At 61.2% G+C, this 15043-nt stretch carries 13 protein-coding genes and 2 pseudogenes; 8 read left to right on the forward strand and 7 right to left on the reverse strand.

The window, feature by feature from the left end; translation table 11 throughout:
* Positions 1-2: 2 nt before the first annotated feature.
* The 5 genes from AC0L4F_RS11850 (at position 3) to AC0L4F_RS11870 (ending at position 4965) form a co-directional block, all read left to right on the forward strand.
* The gene (locus AC0L4F_RS11850) at positions 3-482 is read left to right on the forward strand and encodes a MarR family winged helix-turn-helix transcriptional regulator (protein ID WP_244688642.1); all 480 of its coding nucleotides are present in this window, start codon (positions 3-5) and stop codon (positions 480-482) included.
* Positions 479-2296 carry a feruloyl-CoA synthase gene (locus AC0L4F_RS11855; RefSeq protein ID WP_244688644.1) on the forward strand — a complete coding sequence of 606 codons (1818 nt, stop codon included), beginning with the start codon at positions 479-481 and terminating at the stop codon, positions 2294-2296. Before AC0L4F_RS11850 ends, AC0L4F_RS11855 begins: the two co-directional genes overlap by 4 nt.
* An 82-nt stretch (positions 2297-2378) precedes the next feature.
* The gene (locus AC0L4F_RS11860) at positions 2379-3251 is read left to right on the forward strand and encodes an amidohydrolase family protein (RefSeq protein WP_244688931.1); all 873 of its coding nucleotides are present in this window, start codon (positions 2379-2381) and stop codon (positions 3249-3251) included.
* Positions 3252-3394: 143 nt separating this feature from the next.
* On the forward strand, positions 3395-4477 hold the full coding sequence (locus AC0L4F_RS11865) for an acyl-CoA dehydrogenase family protein (RefSeq protein WP_244688646.1): 1083 nt from the start codon (positions 3395-3397) through the stop codon (positions 4475-4477).
* Positions 4426-4965 (forward strand): acyl-CoA dehydrogenase family protein, encoded by a 540-nt coding sequence (locus AC0L4F_RS11870; protein ID WP_244688648.1) that lies wholly within the window; start codon positions 4426-4428, stop codon positions 4963-4965. The genes AC0L4F_RS11865 and AC0L4F_RS11870 overlap by 52 nt, the downstream gene beginning before the upstream one ends.
* Positions 4966-5090: 125 nt before the next feature.
* Here the strand turns inward: AC0L4F_RS11870 and AC0L4F_RS11875 are convergent, their stop codons facing one another.
* Both AC0L4F_RS11875 and AC0L4F_RS11880 read right to left on the reverse strand, forming a co-directional pair.
* On the reverse strand, positions 5091-6026 hold the full coding sequence (locus tag AC0L4F_RS11875; protein WP_473446428.1) for a tyrosine recombinase XerC: 936 nt from the start codon (positions 6024-6026) through the stop codon (positions 5091-5093).
* Complete coding sequence (locus AC0L4F_RS11880; protein WP_244688650.1) at positions 6023-6733, reverse strand: DUF484 family protein; 711 nt, start codon at positions 6731-6733, stop codon at positions 6023-6025. Before AC0L4F_RS11880 ends, AC0L4F_RS11875 begins: the two co-directional genes overlap by 4 nt.
* Before the next feature lie 423 nt (positions 6734-7156).
* Here AC0L4F_RS11880 and AC0L4F_RS11885 point away from each other — a divergent pair.
* A pseudogene (locus AC0L4F_RS11885) lies at positions 7157-9353 on the forward strand (primosomal protein N').
* 140 nt (positions 9354-9493) lie between these two features.
* The gene (locus AC0L4F_RS11890; protein ID WP_244688653.1) at positions 9494-10150 is read left to right on the forward strand and encodes an OmpA family protein; all 657 of its coding nucleotides are present in this window, start codon (positions 9494-9496) and stop codon (positions 10148-10150) included.
* A 166-nt stretch (positions 10151-10316) separates the two neighbouring features.
* Here AC0L4F_RS11890 and AC0L4F_RS11895 read toward each other — a convergent pair whose 3' ends face one another.
* The 4 genes and pseudogenes from AC0L4F_RS11895 to ruvC form a co-directional block, all read right to left on the reverse strand.
* Positions 10317-11510, reverse strand: a complete 1194-nt coding sequence (locus AC0L4F_RS11895) for a caspase family protein (protein WP_244688655.1) — start codon at positions 11508-11510, stop codon at positions 10317-10319.
* A gap of 198 nt (positions 11511-11708) precedes the next feature.
* Positions 11709-12737 (reverse strand): Holliday junction branch migration DNA helicase RuvB, encoded by a 1029-nt coding sequence (gene ruvB, locus AC0L4F_RS11900; protein ID WP_244688657.1) that lies wholly within the window; start codon positions 12735-12737, stop codon positions 11709-11711.
* Positions 12738-12749: 12 nt separating this feature from the next.
* Positions 12750-13431: pseudogene (ruvA, locus tag AC0L4F_RS11905) on the reverse strand (Holliday junction branch migration protein RuvA).
* The gene (ruvC, locus tag AC0L4F_RS11910; RefSeq protein WP_244688660.1) at positions 13428-13940 is read right to left on the reverse strand and encodes a crossover junction endodeoxyribonuclease RuvC; all 513 of its coding nucleotides are present in this window, start codon (positions 13938-13940) and stop codon (positions 13428-13430) included. The pseudogene ruvA and the gene ruvC overlap by 4 nt, the downstream one beginning before the upstream one ends.
* A 320-nt stretch (positions 13941-14260) precedes the next feature.
* Here ruvC and AC0L4F_RS11915 point away from each other — a divergent pair, with 320 nt between their 5' ends.
* Positions 14261-14476 carry a DUF1127 domain-containing protein gene (locus tag AC0L4F_RS11915; RefSeq protein WP_244688662.1) on the forward strand — a complete coding sequence of 72 codons (216 nt, stop codon included), beginning with the start codon at positions 14261-14263 and terminating at the stop codon, positions 14474-14476.
* A gap of 160 nt (positions 14477-14636) precedes the next feature.
* On the opposite strand, the gene AC0L4F_RS11920 is transcribed toward AC0L4F_RS11915, so the two are convergent.
* Entirely contained in the window at positions 14637-14978 is a 342-nt protein-coding gene (locus AC0L4F_RS11920; RefSeq protein WP_244688664.1) for a hypothetical protein, read from the reverse strand.
* Positions 14979-15043 lie beyond the last annotated feature (65 nt).

The following is a 15043-nucleotide window of genomic DNA, read 5'->3' on the forward strand; positions in this document are numbered from 1 at the left end:
CCATGGTTGATCCTGTTGAAACACACGGCCCGGCGCAACCGCGCGCAGATGATGTTCTGAACGAGCTGCTGGGCTATCACATCAAACGCGCGCAAAGCGCCATTCAGGCCGATCTTCATGCCACGTTGAAACCGCTGGATCTGCGGATGCTGACCTTTTCGGCGCTTGCGGTTGTGGTGTCTTCGCCGGGGTTGCGTCAGGCGCAATTGGCGGATGCACTGGACATTGAACGGCCCAATCTGGTGGTCATTCTGGATGAGTTGGAACGCCGAGGGCTGATCCTGCGCGATCGGGTGCCCACCGACAAACGTGCCTATGCGCTAAAGGCGACTTTGCAGGGTGTGGCGCTTTATGATGATGCGCGGGCCAGGGTGCAGGCGCATGAGGCGCGCCTGTTCGCCGGTATTTCGCAAGAAGATCGCAACCGTATACAGACGCTGATGGGGGCGATCTGGCGTGCAGGTACGGGGGAGGCCCCATGAAACGCACGACGAATTTCAGACCACATGAGGTCACGCATCAAGTGCGTGACGACGGTTCGATCCTCTATCGCTCGGCCTATGACCTTGGCCCGGTGGTGGCACGCACCGGCGATTGGCTGCACCAATGGGCGGATGCCACGCCGGATGCGATTTTCATTGCGGAACGTTCCGGGCCGGGATGGCGGGAAGAAAGTTACGCCAGCACGCTGGAAAAGGTGCGCGGCATCGCCAGCGCATTGCTGGCGCGGGGCATGGACCAGACGACGCCGATCCTGATCATGTCGGGCAATGGTGTCGATCACGGGCTTTTGGCGCTGGGCGCGCAATATGCCGGTGTGCCGATTGTGCCTGTCGCCGAGCAATATTCGTTGATTGCGGGCGCACATGGCCGGTTGCGCCACGCGGTCGAACTGGTGCGGCCCAAAATGGCCTATGTGGTCAATGCCGCGCAATATGGCGCGGCGCTGGACATGGCGTGTTTTGAGGGCATCGAAGTGGTGGCCAGCCAGGTGGCGGATCGCCCCGGCGTGACCGATTTTGACAGCCTGCTCCGGGGCGACGCCGGCGTTGATCTGGAGGCCGCATATGCCCAGGTCGGCCCCGATACGGTGGCCAAGATCCTGATGACATCGGGGTCGACCTCGGCCCCCAAGGGGGTGATGACCACCCATCGGATGATGTGCACCAATCAGACAATGCTGGCCGACAGCATGCCGTTCCTGAAGGACCGCAGACCGGTGGTGGTCGATTGGCTGCCCTGGAACCATGTCTTTGGCGGGTCGCACAATTTCAATATGATGCTGGCCAATGGCGGGGCGTATTATGTCGATGATGGCAAGCCGGTAAAAGGCCAGTTTGATCGCACGCTGGAAAACCTGAACCTCCAGACCGGCACGCTCAGCTTCAACGTGCCGGTGGGATATGCCATGCTGGTCAAGGCGTTGGAGGATGATGCCGACCTGCGCCGCCGCTTCTTTGCCGATCTCGATCTGATGTTCTATGCCGGCGCTTCGCTGCCCCAGGATGTGTGGCAGGGATTGGAAACCATGGCGTATGAGGTCAAAGGCGAAGTGCCGTTGATGACCTCGTCCTGGGGGCTGACGGAAACGGCGCCCTCTGCGATGATGCAACAGGAACCGACCGACCGCTCCGGCGTGGTGGGGGTGCCCCTGACCGGGGTGACCGTCAAACTGATCCCGGATGACGACATGCGCTGTGAGGTGCGGGTCAAGGGCGCGAATGTCATGACATCCTATTTCGAAGCGCCAGAGAAAACCCGAGACGCGTTTGACGACGAAGGGTTCTTTATCACCGGGGATGCGATGAAATTTGTCGATCCCGGAGATTTCAGCCGGGGCATGCGGTTTGACGGGCGGATATCAGAAGACTTCAAGCTGCTGACGGGAACCTGGGTGCGCGCCGCGCAACTGCGGCTCGACATGTTGAGCGGTCTGTTGCCCCTGGCTGCGGATCTGGTGGTGACCGGGGCGGATCGAAACGAAATCGGCGTCATGATTTTCCCCGCGCTGGCCGAGCTTGAACGCGCCGGATATGGGCTGAGCGACAAGGATGGCGCATTGAATGATGCCGCGCTTTTGGCCGAGGTTCACAAACGCCTGACCGAACGGGCCGCGCAGCAGTCCGGTTCATCGACACGGGTGGCGCGGGCGATTTTGGTCGCTGAACCGGCCTCGATGCCCGCAGGCGAAATGACCGCCAAAGGCAACTTGAATTTCCGCAAGATACTGGAACGGCGCAAGGATCTGCTGGACCGGCTTTATGCCGATGATGATCCGGCGGTTGTCACACTTTGAAACCGGCCCGCTTATCCGGCCCGCTTATCCGGCCCTGACGGCCCGTCTGCGCGCAGGGCACCCCACCGACAAGGAGACCGAAATGATTGATATTTCCAAGGTCCGTGCAATCGACATCCATACCCATGCCGAGGAACCCTGTGGCTGTCACAGCGATGATGGCTATGACGATCTGCAATCCACGATGGCGAAATATTTTCGCGCGCCTTGGGAACATCCGCCGACGATCCCGGAAACCGCCGCACATTTTCGCGCCCAGAACATTGCGGCGGTGATCTTTCCCGTCGATGCCGAACGCGAGACCGGCTATCGCCGGTACAGCAACGATGAAGTGGCCGAATTGGTTGCGCAGAATTCGGATGTGTTGATCCAATTCGCCAGTGTCGACCCCTGGAAGGGCAAGATGGGCGTGCGCGAGGCCCGCCGCCTTATCCGCGATTATGGTGTCAAAGGGTTCAAGTTCCATCCCACCATGCAGGGGTTTTTCGCCAATGACCGCATGGCCTATCCCTTGTACGAGGTGCTTCAGGAAGAGGGCGTTGTTGCCCTGTTTCACACCGGTCAAACCGGGGTCGGATCGGGCATGCGGGGCGGCAATGGCATGCGGCTGAAATATTCTAATCCGATGTATATGGACGATGTGGCGGTTGATTTCCCGGATCTGAAAATCGTCCTCGCGCATCCATCCTTTCCCTGGCAGGAAGAGGCGCTGGCCGTCGCGCAACACAAACCCAATGTCTATATCGACCTGTCCGGTTGGTCGCCGCGCTATTTCCCGGATATCCTGGTGCGGTATTGCAATACGATCCTGCGCAAGAAGGTGCTGTTCGGGTCGGATTGGCCGATGATCACCCCGGAACGCTGGCTGTCTGATTTCGAAGGTATCGCGATCAAGGACGCGTTGCGGGAAGACATCACCAAGAACAATGCCGCGCGCTTGCTTGGGTTGATGTAGGGGCATTCGTTCCGGGGGGCTGCGAATTTGCCGCTGATTTCCCCGGACGGATTTGCCCAGACGAATTTACCAGACGAATTTGCCAGCCTGCGGCGGGCCGTGGGGCTGGCCGGAATATGTAGATCAAAGCGGTGGATTTGCCCGTGACCCCCTTCAAAGCGCCATTGGATGACATCCTTTTCAGCCTGAACCATGTTGCCATGGCGGGATCGGTCACCGGATTTGACCCGACCCTGACCGCAGAGATCGCCCACCATTTCGCGGCCTTCGCCGAGGGCGAGATCGCGCCACTGGATGCCCCCGGTGATGCACAGGGATGCCGGTTGGAAAACGGCCGCGTCCACATGCCGGAAGGTTTTGCCGCGGTCTATCGGGCCTATGCAGATCAGGGCTGGCCGGGGTTGACCGTGCCCGAGGAATACGGCGGCCAAGGCATGGATGCGCTGTTGCTGGCGGTCACATCCGAGGTGTTTTCCGGCGCAAACCACAGCCTGCAAATGATTACCGGTCTGGTGCCCGGCGCGGTTGGTGTGTTGAACCGGTTCGGCACCGAGGCCCAAAAGGCAAAATATCTGCCCGAATTGGCCTCTGGGGCGGCGCTGGCCACGATGGCATTGACGGAACCGGGGGCCGGGTCGGATTTGTCGCGCATCCGGTGTCGTGCACATGATGAGGGCGGTTGGCACATCACCGGTGAGAAGAGTTTTATCTCGGGCGGGGATCAGGATCTGAGCGCAGAGATCCTGCATCTGGTTCTGGCGCGGACATCGGACGCTGGCGTCAAGGGGTTGTCGCTGTTTCTATGTCCCAGCACCCGACGTGATGGCAGCCGAAATGCGGTACAGGTCAGCCGGATCGAGGAAAAGATGGGGCTTCATGCCTCGCCGACCTGCCATTTGGTCTTTGATGGGGCGGAGGCAGAGTTGATTGGGGGCGAGGGTCAGGGGCTGGCGGCGATGTTTACCATGATGAACCATGCGCGCTGTGACGTCGCGCTTCAGGGGGTCGCCCATGCCGCCCGTGCCTGGGATATTGCGCGCCGCTATGGCGACGCGCGCACACAGGGGCGTCGCGCGGATGGCGGGGCTGCGGTCTTGTCTGATCATGCCGATGTGGCCCGGATGATTGATGGGATGGATGCCATGGCTCTGGGCGGTCGGGGCATTGCCCATTTGTGTTTCGTGGCCATGGCGCGCGGCAACTCCCCGATCTGGTGGCGTTCCTGACGCCCGTGGCCAAGGTGCATTGCACCGAGGTCGGGGTGCGGGCGGCGGAACTGGGGATGCAGGTTCTGGGGGGCTATGGGTATTTGACGGAATATCGTGTTGAACAAACCTATCGCGATGCCCGCATCACGCAGATCTATGAAGGGGCAAATGGCATTCATGAGCGGGCCCTGGTCACGCGGTTGCTTGGGGGAGCGCCGGGGGCGGCATTTGAGGCGTTTCTGAGCCAAGAAGGCATGGATGGAACGCTTTGGCAGATGTCGCGTGCCACGGTTTTGGACGCGTTCGATCCATCCCCCCTGGCGCATGATTTCATGTGTTTGACGCGCGAGGTCCTGTTGCAGGTGGTGTGGGCCCGCATGCTGGCGGGGGCGGATAATCATGGAGACCCGGAGCGGATCCGGCGCGTTGCGGGATGGGCGCGTCAGGAATCCGACCTGCGCATGAAGGCCGCAGCGGCGCTTCTGGCCCTGCGGGCCGGGAAGTAAGAGCGCAACCCGGGGTATGTCCTGCATTGCGGCGGGCGATAATGGGGGCTTTGCCCCCAAACCCCCAGGATATTTGTGAACAGAAGAAGACGGGGGGCTTTGGCGAAGAGATTAGGATCAGGACACTAGCCAGCCTTGGGGTGTGCCCGGTCATAGACTTCGAGCAGGCGGGCGGTATCAATTCCGGTGTAGCCTTGGGTTGTGGAAAGCGACGCATGGCCGAGCAATTCCTGGATCGCGCGCAGATCGCCGCCGGCGTTCAGCAGATGGGTTGCGAAACTGTGGCGCATGGCGTGTGGCGTGGCGGTGGCAGGAAGGCCGAGTTGCATCCGCGCCTGTTCCATCGCTTTTTGGACCAGCCGCGCATTCAGCCGTTTGCCGCGCGCGCCGAGAAACAGCGGCGTATCGCCATCGCCGGCAATGGGGCAGAGCGCCAGATAGCTGTCTACGGCGCGGGCGGCGGCCGGGATCACCGGGACAATGCGTTCCTTGTCGCCCTTGCCGAAAATCCGCAGGCTGTCGCCCAGCGGCGCGGCGCGGCGGTTGAGGCCAAGCGCCTCGGAAATGCGCAAGCCGCAGCCGTACAGCAGGGTCACGACGGCGGCATCGCGGGCCGCTATCCAATTGGTCTGGCTTTGTAATTCCACTGTGTCGATCATCGCCCGCGCGGCATCTTCGGCCAAGGGGCGGGGCAGTTTGCGGGTGTATTTCGGCGCGCGGGTCGACAGAACGGCGGTGGGTTCAAACCCTTCGCGTTCGGCCAGCCAGCGGTAAAAGCTTTTGACGGCGGAAAGCTTGCGCGCCATGCTGCGTGAGCCGACATCGGGGCTGCGTGTGGCGGCCATCCAGGCGCGCATGTCACGCAATCCGATGCGGCTGAGCGGGGTCAACCCCTGAGCGCCCCCATGGTAGTTGGTCATGAAGGCGAGAAATCCCAGCACGTCGGCACGATAGGCGTCTATCGTGGCCTCGGCCTGACCACTGAGCGCGCGGCAATGCGTCAGCCAGGTTTCCAGCGCATCACGCGCTGCGGGGGAAATGAATGTCGTGCTGGCGCTCACGCCAGCCAGCGGCGCATGGTGCGTTCGAAAACGCCCCCGAAAAACGCCATCAAATCAGTGCCTTGCTGCGGGGTGAACAGATGCGGGTCTTCGGCGCCGAGGACCAGCATGCCGGGCAGGCGTTTTTCGCCAAAGTTCAGCGCCAAACAGGCCTCGGAGCGGATATCGTCGGCTTTGTCCCCGAAAATGGCCCTGTCCCCGGCCGCCAGTTGGCGCAGGGTTACCGGGCGCAGACCGCCCATGCGCCCCTCGGTCAGGTATTGCGATACATATCCGGGTTCCGCGACCATAAGCACATCGCCAAGTTTGCGGATTGCGGGATCGTCATCCGCGCGTTCGTTGCTTTCCAGCACCAGCCGCACGCTGTCGACACGCAGGATATCGGCCACTTCGCCGCCTAGTCCGTGCAGGAAATCCTCAAAATTCAGCGGGTCCAGCATGCGCATGATCGCGCGGTGAACCTGATTTGTGCCCGCCAGATTTTCATAAGCGGCCGCAATCACGCTGCGGTGGGTGTCTTCCAGCCGGTCAAGACGGCGTTCCAGCCGTTCCATCGCAATGCCGCGCAGATCAACGATATTGGTGCCCATCGCCTTTTCATTGGCAGCGATCAGGGCGTGCATCACGTCCTTATCGTCGAGAATGACAGAAGGGCGCGAAATGATGCGGGCGCGGAGGTCGTCGTCGATCTTGAGGCTGGAGGTCATGCGATTCCCTTTGATTTCGGCCAGACATTAGCAGGTCACCAAGCTCATTTCGTCAATTTATTGAGCATGTTTCGTGTGTTTCTTTAAGTTGTGCCTCAGAGTCAACAATTCAGTTATCCACAGGGGCCAGGGCCGCAGATGGCGCGCAGATCGTTCCAATATTAAACAAATTTTAACTTTGGATGGAATGGGGATAAACCTGTTGATAAAGTGTCTGGGCCGTATCCCGGAGAATAACATATTGAAATCAAATGGATTTGAATGAAATTCAGGGGAATGTCGCGGCCTGTCCTGGCCATCCGTCATGTCGGTTTTGCGCGCGCTGTTTTTGGGGGGGGCGCTGCCATCTTGGCTTTTGTTTGGCGCTGACATACCTCAGGTTGGATGGGGATCGGATCAGGCAAAGGGATGGGTCACACCAAAATGAGTCGCAGCTATTTTGATGAGGGCGACCGTCTTGGGGTCCTGATTACTCAGGCGATGGGCGACCGCTCTGGTGTGCTGGATTACCTCGCGCCGGAAGGCGGGTGCCATCTGGGCGCTTTTGTCGAGGTGCCTTTGGGGCCGCGGCGGATGTTGGGCGTGGTCTGGGGCGAAGGTGAGGGCAGCTTTGATCGTGCCAAACTGCGTCAGGTGCAGCGTGTGCTGGACAGCGCGCCGATGCGTGCCGGGATGCGCGATTTTCTGACCCGCGCCGGGGCCTATACGCTGACACCGTTGCCCGCGATGTTGCGGCTGGCGACACGTGCACCGGGGTTGGGGGACACGCCCGGCATGCGCAAGATCTATCGCCGGGGTGTGGGGCTGCCGGACCGCGACACCAAGGCGCGCCGGGCCGTATTGGCCACGCTGGAGGAATACGGCGATCTGGCCTTCACGCTCAAGGAACTGGCGGAAATGGCCGGGGTCTCGACCTCGGTCATCAAGGGGCTGGCGACACAGGGGGTGGTGCGCGAAGAAGAAGCGCCGCGCGACGTGGCGTATCGCACTTTGGACCCGGAGATGTCGGGAAAATCCCTGACCGATGATCAGGCCAAAGCGGCGGCGCATCTGCAACAGGCCGGCGACCAGGGCTATTCCACCACGCTTTTGCGCGGGGTCACCGGATCGGGCAAGACCGAAGTCTATCTGGAGGCGGTGGCCGATACCCTGCGCCGGGGGCGACAGGCGCTGGTGCTTTTGCCAGAGATCGCGCTGACCCAGGAATTTCTGACCCGGGTCGAGGCGCGGTTTGGCGCGAAGCCCGCTGAATGGCATTCCGGCATCACCCAGACCGAACGGCGGCGCTGTTGGAAAATGGTGGGCGAGGGCGGCGCACAGATGGTTGTCGGCGCTCGGTCGTCGCTGTTCCTGCCGTTCCGCGATCTTGGTCTGATCGTGGTCGATGAGGAACATGATACCTCCTACAAGCAGGGCGATGGCGTGCTTTATAATGCGCGTGATATGGCGGTTTTGCGGGCTTCGATCGAAGGCGCGCAGGTGGTGCTGGCCTCTGCCACACCCAGTCTGGAAAGCTGGGCCAATACCGAGGCGGGCAAATATACCCGGCTGGAGCTGACATCGCGATTTGGCGCGGCGGTCCTGCCAGAGATGCGCGCCATCGACATGCGCAACGAAACCCTGCCGTCGCATCGCTGGATCTCGCCAAGCTTGCAAGCGGCGGTCACGGCCCGTCTGGCCCGTGGCGAGCAATCGCTGTTGTTCATCAACCGGCGTGGCTATGCGCCGATCACATTGTGCCGCGCCTGTGGCAGCCAGATTGAATGTGACCAATGTGATGCCCGCATGGTCGAGCACCGGTTCCTGAAGCGGCTGGTTTGCCATCAATGCGGCGAGACCAAGCCAATGCCGACGGTCTGTCCGTCCTGCCAGGCCGAAGATCGTCTGGCCGCTGTTGGCCCGGGGGTAGAGCGGCTGACCGAAGAAGCGGTGGCGCTGTTCCCGGATGCGCGGGTGGCGACATTGTCGTCGGACATGTACGGGTCTGCCCGCGCGCTAAAGGATCAGATCGCGGCCATTGCCGGGGGCGAGGCTGATATCATCATCGGCACCCAATTGGTGGCCAAGGGCCATAACTTTCCACTGCTGACGCTTGTCGGGGTGATCGACGCCGATCTGGGCCTTCATGGGTCCGATCTTCGCGCGGCAGAGCGGACCTTTCAATTGGTACGTCAGGTGGCCGGTCGGGCAGGGCGGTCCGACAAACCGGGCATGGCCCTGATCCAGACGCATCAACCCGAGCACCCGGTGATCCGCGCGATTTCGCCGGCGATGAAGAAGACTTCTGGCGCGCCGAGGCGGATCAACGGCGTCAGGCCGGCGTGCCCCCTTATGGCCGGTTGGCGGGCATCATCCTGTCGTCCACCGACGCCCAGGAGGTGTTTGACCTTGGCAATGCGTTGGCGCGCAATGATGCTCCGCTGCGCCGGGTCGGGGCCCAGGTCTTTGGCCCGGCGCGGCCCCCATCGCACGGGTCCGGGGGCGGCATCGCGTGCGGCTGTTGGTCAAGGCAGACAAAAGCGTGGCGCTGCAAGGGGCGCTGGCGCAATGGGTGGCGCAATTCCCGTTAAAAGGAAATCTGCGGCTGGCGGTCGATATAGACCCGCAGAGCTTTTATTGACCCCATCATCGCCGACACTGGCCGCATGCGCAGGCCCACGGGGCCGGTGACATGCGCCGTTGGGCTGTCGTGATCCTTTGAACTTTGACGCGCAAAAGCCTAAGCTGCTGTCATTCCTTGATTCCACGTGGGCCATTGATATGTCATTTTTTCGCGTCTTGCTTTGTTCGATCCCGGCAATTGGGTTTGCAGCCGCCGTTGCGGCGCAATCGGTGATCACCTTGGATGATTTTGATCTGGGGGGACCGACCGAGGCGCCGCAAGCGTCCGAAACTGTGGGCGGTGGTGCGATGGAACGTTGTCTGCGCGACCGGGCCAATTGCCCGGAAAACGGCGGGGTCGACTTTACCATCGATGATGTGGTGAACTTGGGCATTGTTGATCGCGAAGACGTCGATGTCACACCGGCCTCGGTGACCGGCGACGATACATCCGCTGCGGCAGAACCTTTGCCCTCTGTCGATCTGGAGGTTTTGTTCGACTATAATTCCTCGGATATCCGTCCCGATCAAATGCGCCAGCTGCTGGATCTGGCCAATGTGCTGCGCAGCGATGATTTCTCGCGCTACATCCTTATTTTCATGGGCCATTCCGATGCCAAGGGGGCGGCGGAATATAATGAACGTCTGTCACTGTCGCGCGCGCAGAGCGTTGCCAATTTCGTGGCCGCCGCCGCCGATGTCCCGGCCTCGCGGATCGAAGCTGTCGGGTTTGGTTTCCAGCGGTTGGCCGATCCCGCCAACCCGCTAAGCGCGCGCAACCGGCGGGTTCAACTGGTGCTTGCCCCGGCGTCTTAACGTTTCGCAATCGCCTGATCCCAAAGATCCCTAGGCAGCTGACAAAGTTACGTGCCCCGGCGTTCAAAGCCCCCGCAGGCCCGATCAAAGCGCCGTTCAGATACCCGCGCCAGCACCCTTGGGCGCTGCGTCAAAAGGGCGTCATGAACGCGCTCCTGCGGCGCGCCTATTCGATCTCAAACGGGCGGATCTGGAACCGGGCGCTGGCCCCCATCGCGCTGACTTCACCGTCTTCAACGCCGTTCTGCGCCGCCTGAACACCTTCACGCAGCAGCGCCTTGAGCACTGCCTGATCTGTGCCGGACGGTGGTTCGCACATATATCCAACCAGGTTGGTGCCCTTTTCGTCCTCCGGCAAAACCTTGAGCCCATAGCGTGAGCCCGGCGAAATCTCGTACCGGGTCTGACCCGAGGCCAGCGCGAAGGTCCGAAAGAATTTGCGCGGGATGGGCGTAAACTTGGCCGAAGGGGAAAGCGCGAAAAAGAACGGTGTGCAGGCGGCTGGCAGATCGGCAATCATCGCGACCTCGTCGTCGACGGCCACCCGCAGTGGATACACCGACAGGATCGGATCGGGTGTATTGGGCCGTGGCGCCGGATCATCCGCCGCGCCATTGAAATAGAATTCGCGTTGCATCTGGCTCAGCTGCTGCGGGCGCTGGGAGCCATCGGTCTCTTGCATGACATCGGCGGTGACCCGCTTCATCATCACCGAAACCTCGACGTCAGGGGTCGAGATATGGCGGGCAAGGGCGCGGGCAAAAGGCGAATTGCCAGCGGTGCCATCGCTGGCCACGGTGTCGGGCAGGGTGGCAAAGGCCACCAATTGATCGCCCTCCGCCTGCACCACCGCCAATCCCCGGCTGACGGCTGCGCTGCGTCCTTCGGCGCGGGCCTGGGCCAAAAGCTGCTCGGCAAAGGGGTTGTTGCGACATGCATCCAGAAAGATCAGCGACACCGGCACCGGTGTCAGCGCCTGCATGATCTGATCCAGCGACAGGCCCTCGCGCGGGATGGCGGCAGCGCTGCGCAGATTGGCATCCACCGGCATCAAATAATTCACCCGCTGATATTGCACACCATGCCCCGCAAAATAGACCGCCGCCACATCCGCGCTTTGCGCGTCTTCGGCAAATTGATCCAGCGCCAGCCCCATCGCATCTTCGTCCAGATCGGTCAGCACCGTCACGTCAAAGCCGGTCGCGCGCAAACTGTCGGAAATCAGCCGGGCATCATGGGTGGCATTGGCCAACTTGCCGATCCGCGCATAGTCGGAATTGCCAATCACCAGCGCAATCCGGTTTTCGGCCCAGACGGGCAGGGCCCAGAAGATCAGCGCAATCAGGGATATGAGACGCATTTTGTTCAGCTTTCCTATCATGATCTTGCCGCCATGGTGGCGTGAAACAGCCCCATAGGCAAGCGGCGGGGCAAGTGTGAACATGACCTGAAAAGCGCTGCCTTGCCCTTCATCTGACCAAAAATATCCCGGGGGTGAGGCCAAAGGCCGAGGGGGCTGGCCCCCTTCTTTTCACGCGAATGACGGGGAGGTCAGAGGCTATTTGGCGAACAAATCGCTCTGCCCCGGCGCGCGCGGCGGTGCAATTCCCAGATGCGTCCAGGCCTTTTGCGCCAGTATGCGCCCGCGTGGGGTGCGTTGGATCAATCCCTGTTGCAACAAAAAGGGTTCGATCACCTCTTCCAGCGCATCCCGGCTTTCGCTGAGAGCCGCAGACAGCGTTTCAATCCCCACAGGTCCGCCCGCATAATTTTCGGCGATTAGCCCCAGATACCGGCGGTCCGCGCCATCCAGCCCCAGATGATCCACCCCCAACCGGGTCAGCGCATTGTCGGCCAGCGCGCGGGTGATATGGCCGTCGCCTTCGACCACGGCAAAATCAACAACCCGGCGCAGCAACCGTCCGGCGATCCGGGGGGTGCCACGGGCGCGCCGGGCAATTTCGCGCGCGCCGTCGCTGTCGGCGGGCACGCCCAGTTTGGTGGCGTTGCGGCTGACAATTTCATGCAACTCATCAACAGTATAGAACTGCAACCGTGTCGGAATGCCAAAACGATCCCGCAACGGCGTGGTCAAAAGCCCCAACCGCGTGGTCGCCCCAACCAGGGTAAACGGCTGCAATTCGATCCGCACCGTGCGCGCCGCCGGGCCTTCGCCAATCACCAGATCCAGTTCGAAATCTTCCAGCGCGGGATACAAAATCTCCTCGACCACCGGGTTCAGCCGGTGAATTTCGTCGATGAACAGCACATCCCGTGCCTCTAGATTGGTCAGGATCGCCGCAAGATCACCTGCCTTGGCCAGAACCGGGCCCGAGGTCATGCGAAAATTGACCCCCAATTCGCGCGCCATGATCTGGGCCAGCGTGGTCTTGCCCAGCCCCGGCGGGCCATGAAACAGCGTGTGATCCATGGCTTCGCCGCGTTGGCGGGCGGATTGAATGAAAATACGCAGATTGGCCCTTGCTGCGGCCTGACCGATGAAATCCGACAATTGCTGCGGCCGCAGCGCGCGGTCGGCATCCTCGGGGCGCGGTTCGGGGCGCAGGGTGGGGTCCGGTTCGCTCATCCCGTGTTCACCCTATCCCTTTGGGGCCAGAAGTTTCAGCGCAGCGCGGATCAGCGCCGCCGTGTCGGCCTCTGGCGTCTCGCCAGCGGCCTGGGCCACCGCGCCGGCGGCCTCGCCCGGGGCATAGCCAAGATTGCCAAGCGCCGAAAGCGCCTCGGCCTGGGCATAGTTGGCTTTGGGCGCGGGTTTGGCCGCTGATTTGGCTGCGGGGCGGGGCTCCGGCACCGGGGTCGCGTCCTCGATGACCGAGTTCGTCGACCTCTGCGGCCTGTGCGCCGCCCATGGCCATCACTGCCGGGGCTTTGTCCTTCAACTCGTGCACCACACGTTGTGCCGTCTTCGGGCCAATACCCTTGGCCGCTTTGATTGCGTTGATGTCGCCCAGGGCAATTGCCCGGCTGACCCCATCCGGGCCAAGTGTGCCCTGGATCGCCAGGGCGGCTTTTGCGCCGATACCCTGCACCGTCAGCAACAGGCGGTGCCATTCCTTTTCCACCAGCGACGGAAAGCCATAAAGCTGCAAGAGATCTTCGCGCACCGTCAGATCGGTATAAAGCGCCACAGCCTCGCCAACAGCGGGCAGCCCGGCCAGCGTTCGGTCCGAGCAATAGACAACATAGCCAACACCACGCACATCCAGAAGGATGTGATCCTCGCCCCGGTAATCAATCCGCCCCGAAAGCTTGCCAATCATTGTGCCCGCACCTCTCGCAATGCGCGCCCGGATGCTGCCCCGGGTGCGCGCACATAAAACGCATGTGTCATGGCAATTGCCAGCGCATCCGCCGCATCCGGCCCGGCCAATACGACCCCCGGCAATTGCATCTTCACCATATGTGCGATCTGGGTCTTGTCGGCATGTCCGACGCCGACCACACATTTCTTTACCTTGTTGGGGGCATATTCGCCAACAGTCAAACCCGCCTGCGCCGGGACAAGCAAGGCAATGCCGCGCGCCTGACCCAGTTTTAGGGTGGCGACCGCATCTTTGTTGACAAAGGTTTGTTCCACCGCCGCGGTGGTGGGGGCATAGCGTTGCAGGACATCGGTCAATTGCCGGTGCAGCGACATCAGCCGCAGCGCGAGGTCTGTCCCCTCTGAATGGCAGATCCCATTGGCCACATGGCGCAATTTGCTGCCTGAAACGTCGATCACGCCCCACCCGAGGTTGCGCAAACCCGGATCGATGCCCAGAACCCGCATGACTGCCCTGACTTTGTTGCTTTTTTGTTTCGCTAGCACGAAACGAGAACAAACGCCAAGAGAAACCTTTGGGGCGCTGCGATGAGTCGGTTTTGCCTTGTCAAGTCGTCGACCTGCGGCGGAATGGCCTGTGTCGTGGGTTCTGGGATTTGTTTTTCGGTAATTTATTAATCTAAATCAGTGGCTTAGTTGTGTTCTGAGCAATGACGGGAATGCAAGGGGGCTATGCAGAGACTGCACTTGTTTGCGGCGCTGTTGCCCATTAGTTGCGCAGTATGAAAACTTGCGCCCGAATGGCGCCGTAGCCAGGAGTGCCCGAGATGGCCGTTTATGAAGAAAATTCCGCCCAAATCGCAGTTGCCGGATTTGGGGATCGCATTGGTCGCAGCGTGTCGATCATGATCAACCGCATTCAGGAATGGAAAGATGCACGTGCGACCCGCACCTTGCTCTCCAGCCTCAGCGACGCCGAGCTGAACGATATTGGTCTGTCGCGCGCCGACATCGACCGCATTGCACGGCAACCAAACTTCTAAGACTTCTTTAAAGTCGAAAAAAAGGCCGCGACCTGGCAACAGGCGCGGTCTTTTTGCATGTGGGTCAATCGCTGTGGTTTTCGGCCGGGTCCGCCTTTTGGCTTGGGGAAGCGGCGGACCCGGAACCACCTGAGGCGTTTTGCGACCTCAGGTGAAAGGCTCAGACAATAGCGCTTAGCAGGCCTGCGAACCACATGGCTACAGGGTCGACTTGCATGACCCAAGCGGCGCCTTGTTCGAAAATGCTACCGGCCGCCAGCAGGTCAAGCCGGTCTTCGTATTGCACAACGCCCTGATGGGCGATCAGCAAACCTTTGAATGCAAAGAAACAAAACGCAATGATCATCAACCCGCGAATGGGCAGGGCGGTCAGTTTGCGCGTGGGACGCTGGCGGATCACGCCGGTTCCGTCGATGAAATTCGTATGACCGCGCGCCAGTTTGCGATTTTTCTTGGCAATCCGCCTGACGCGCTTGTCGAAATGGAACAATGTCTCCGACATGGCAGCCTCTACATCTAATCCGGCCCCCACCAGATACGGCACCCTTTTTGGGCGTCAAATGTGGC

Source organism: Marinovum sp. J2-8 (assembly GCF_055808435.1).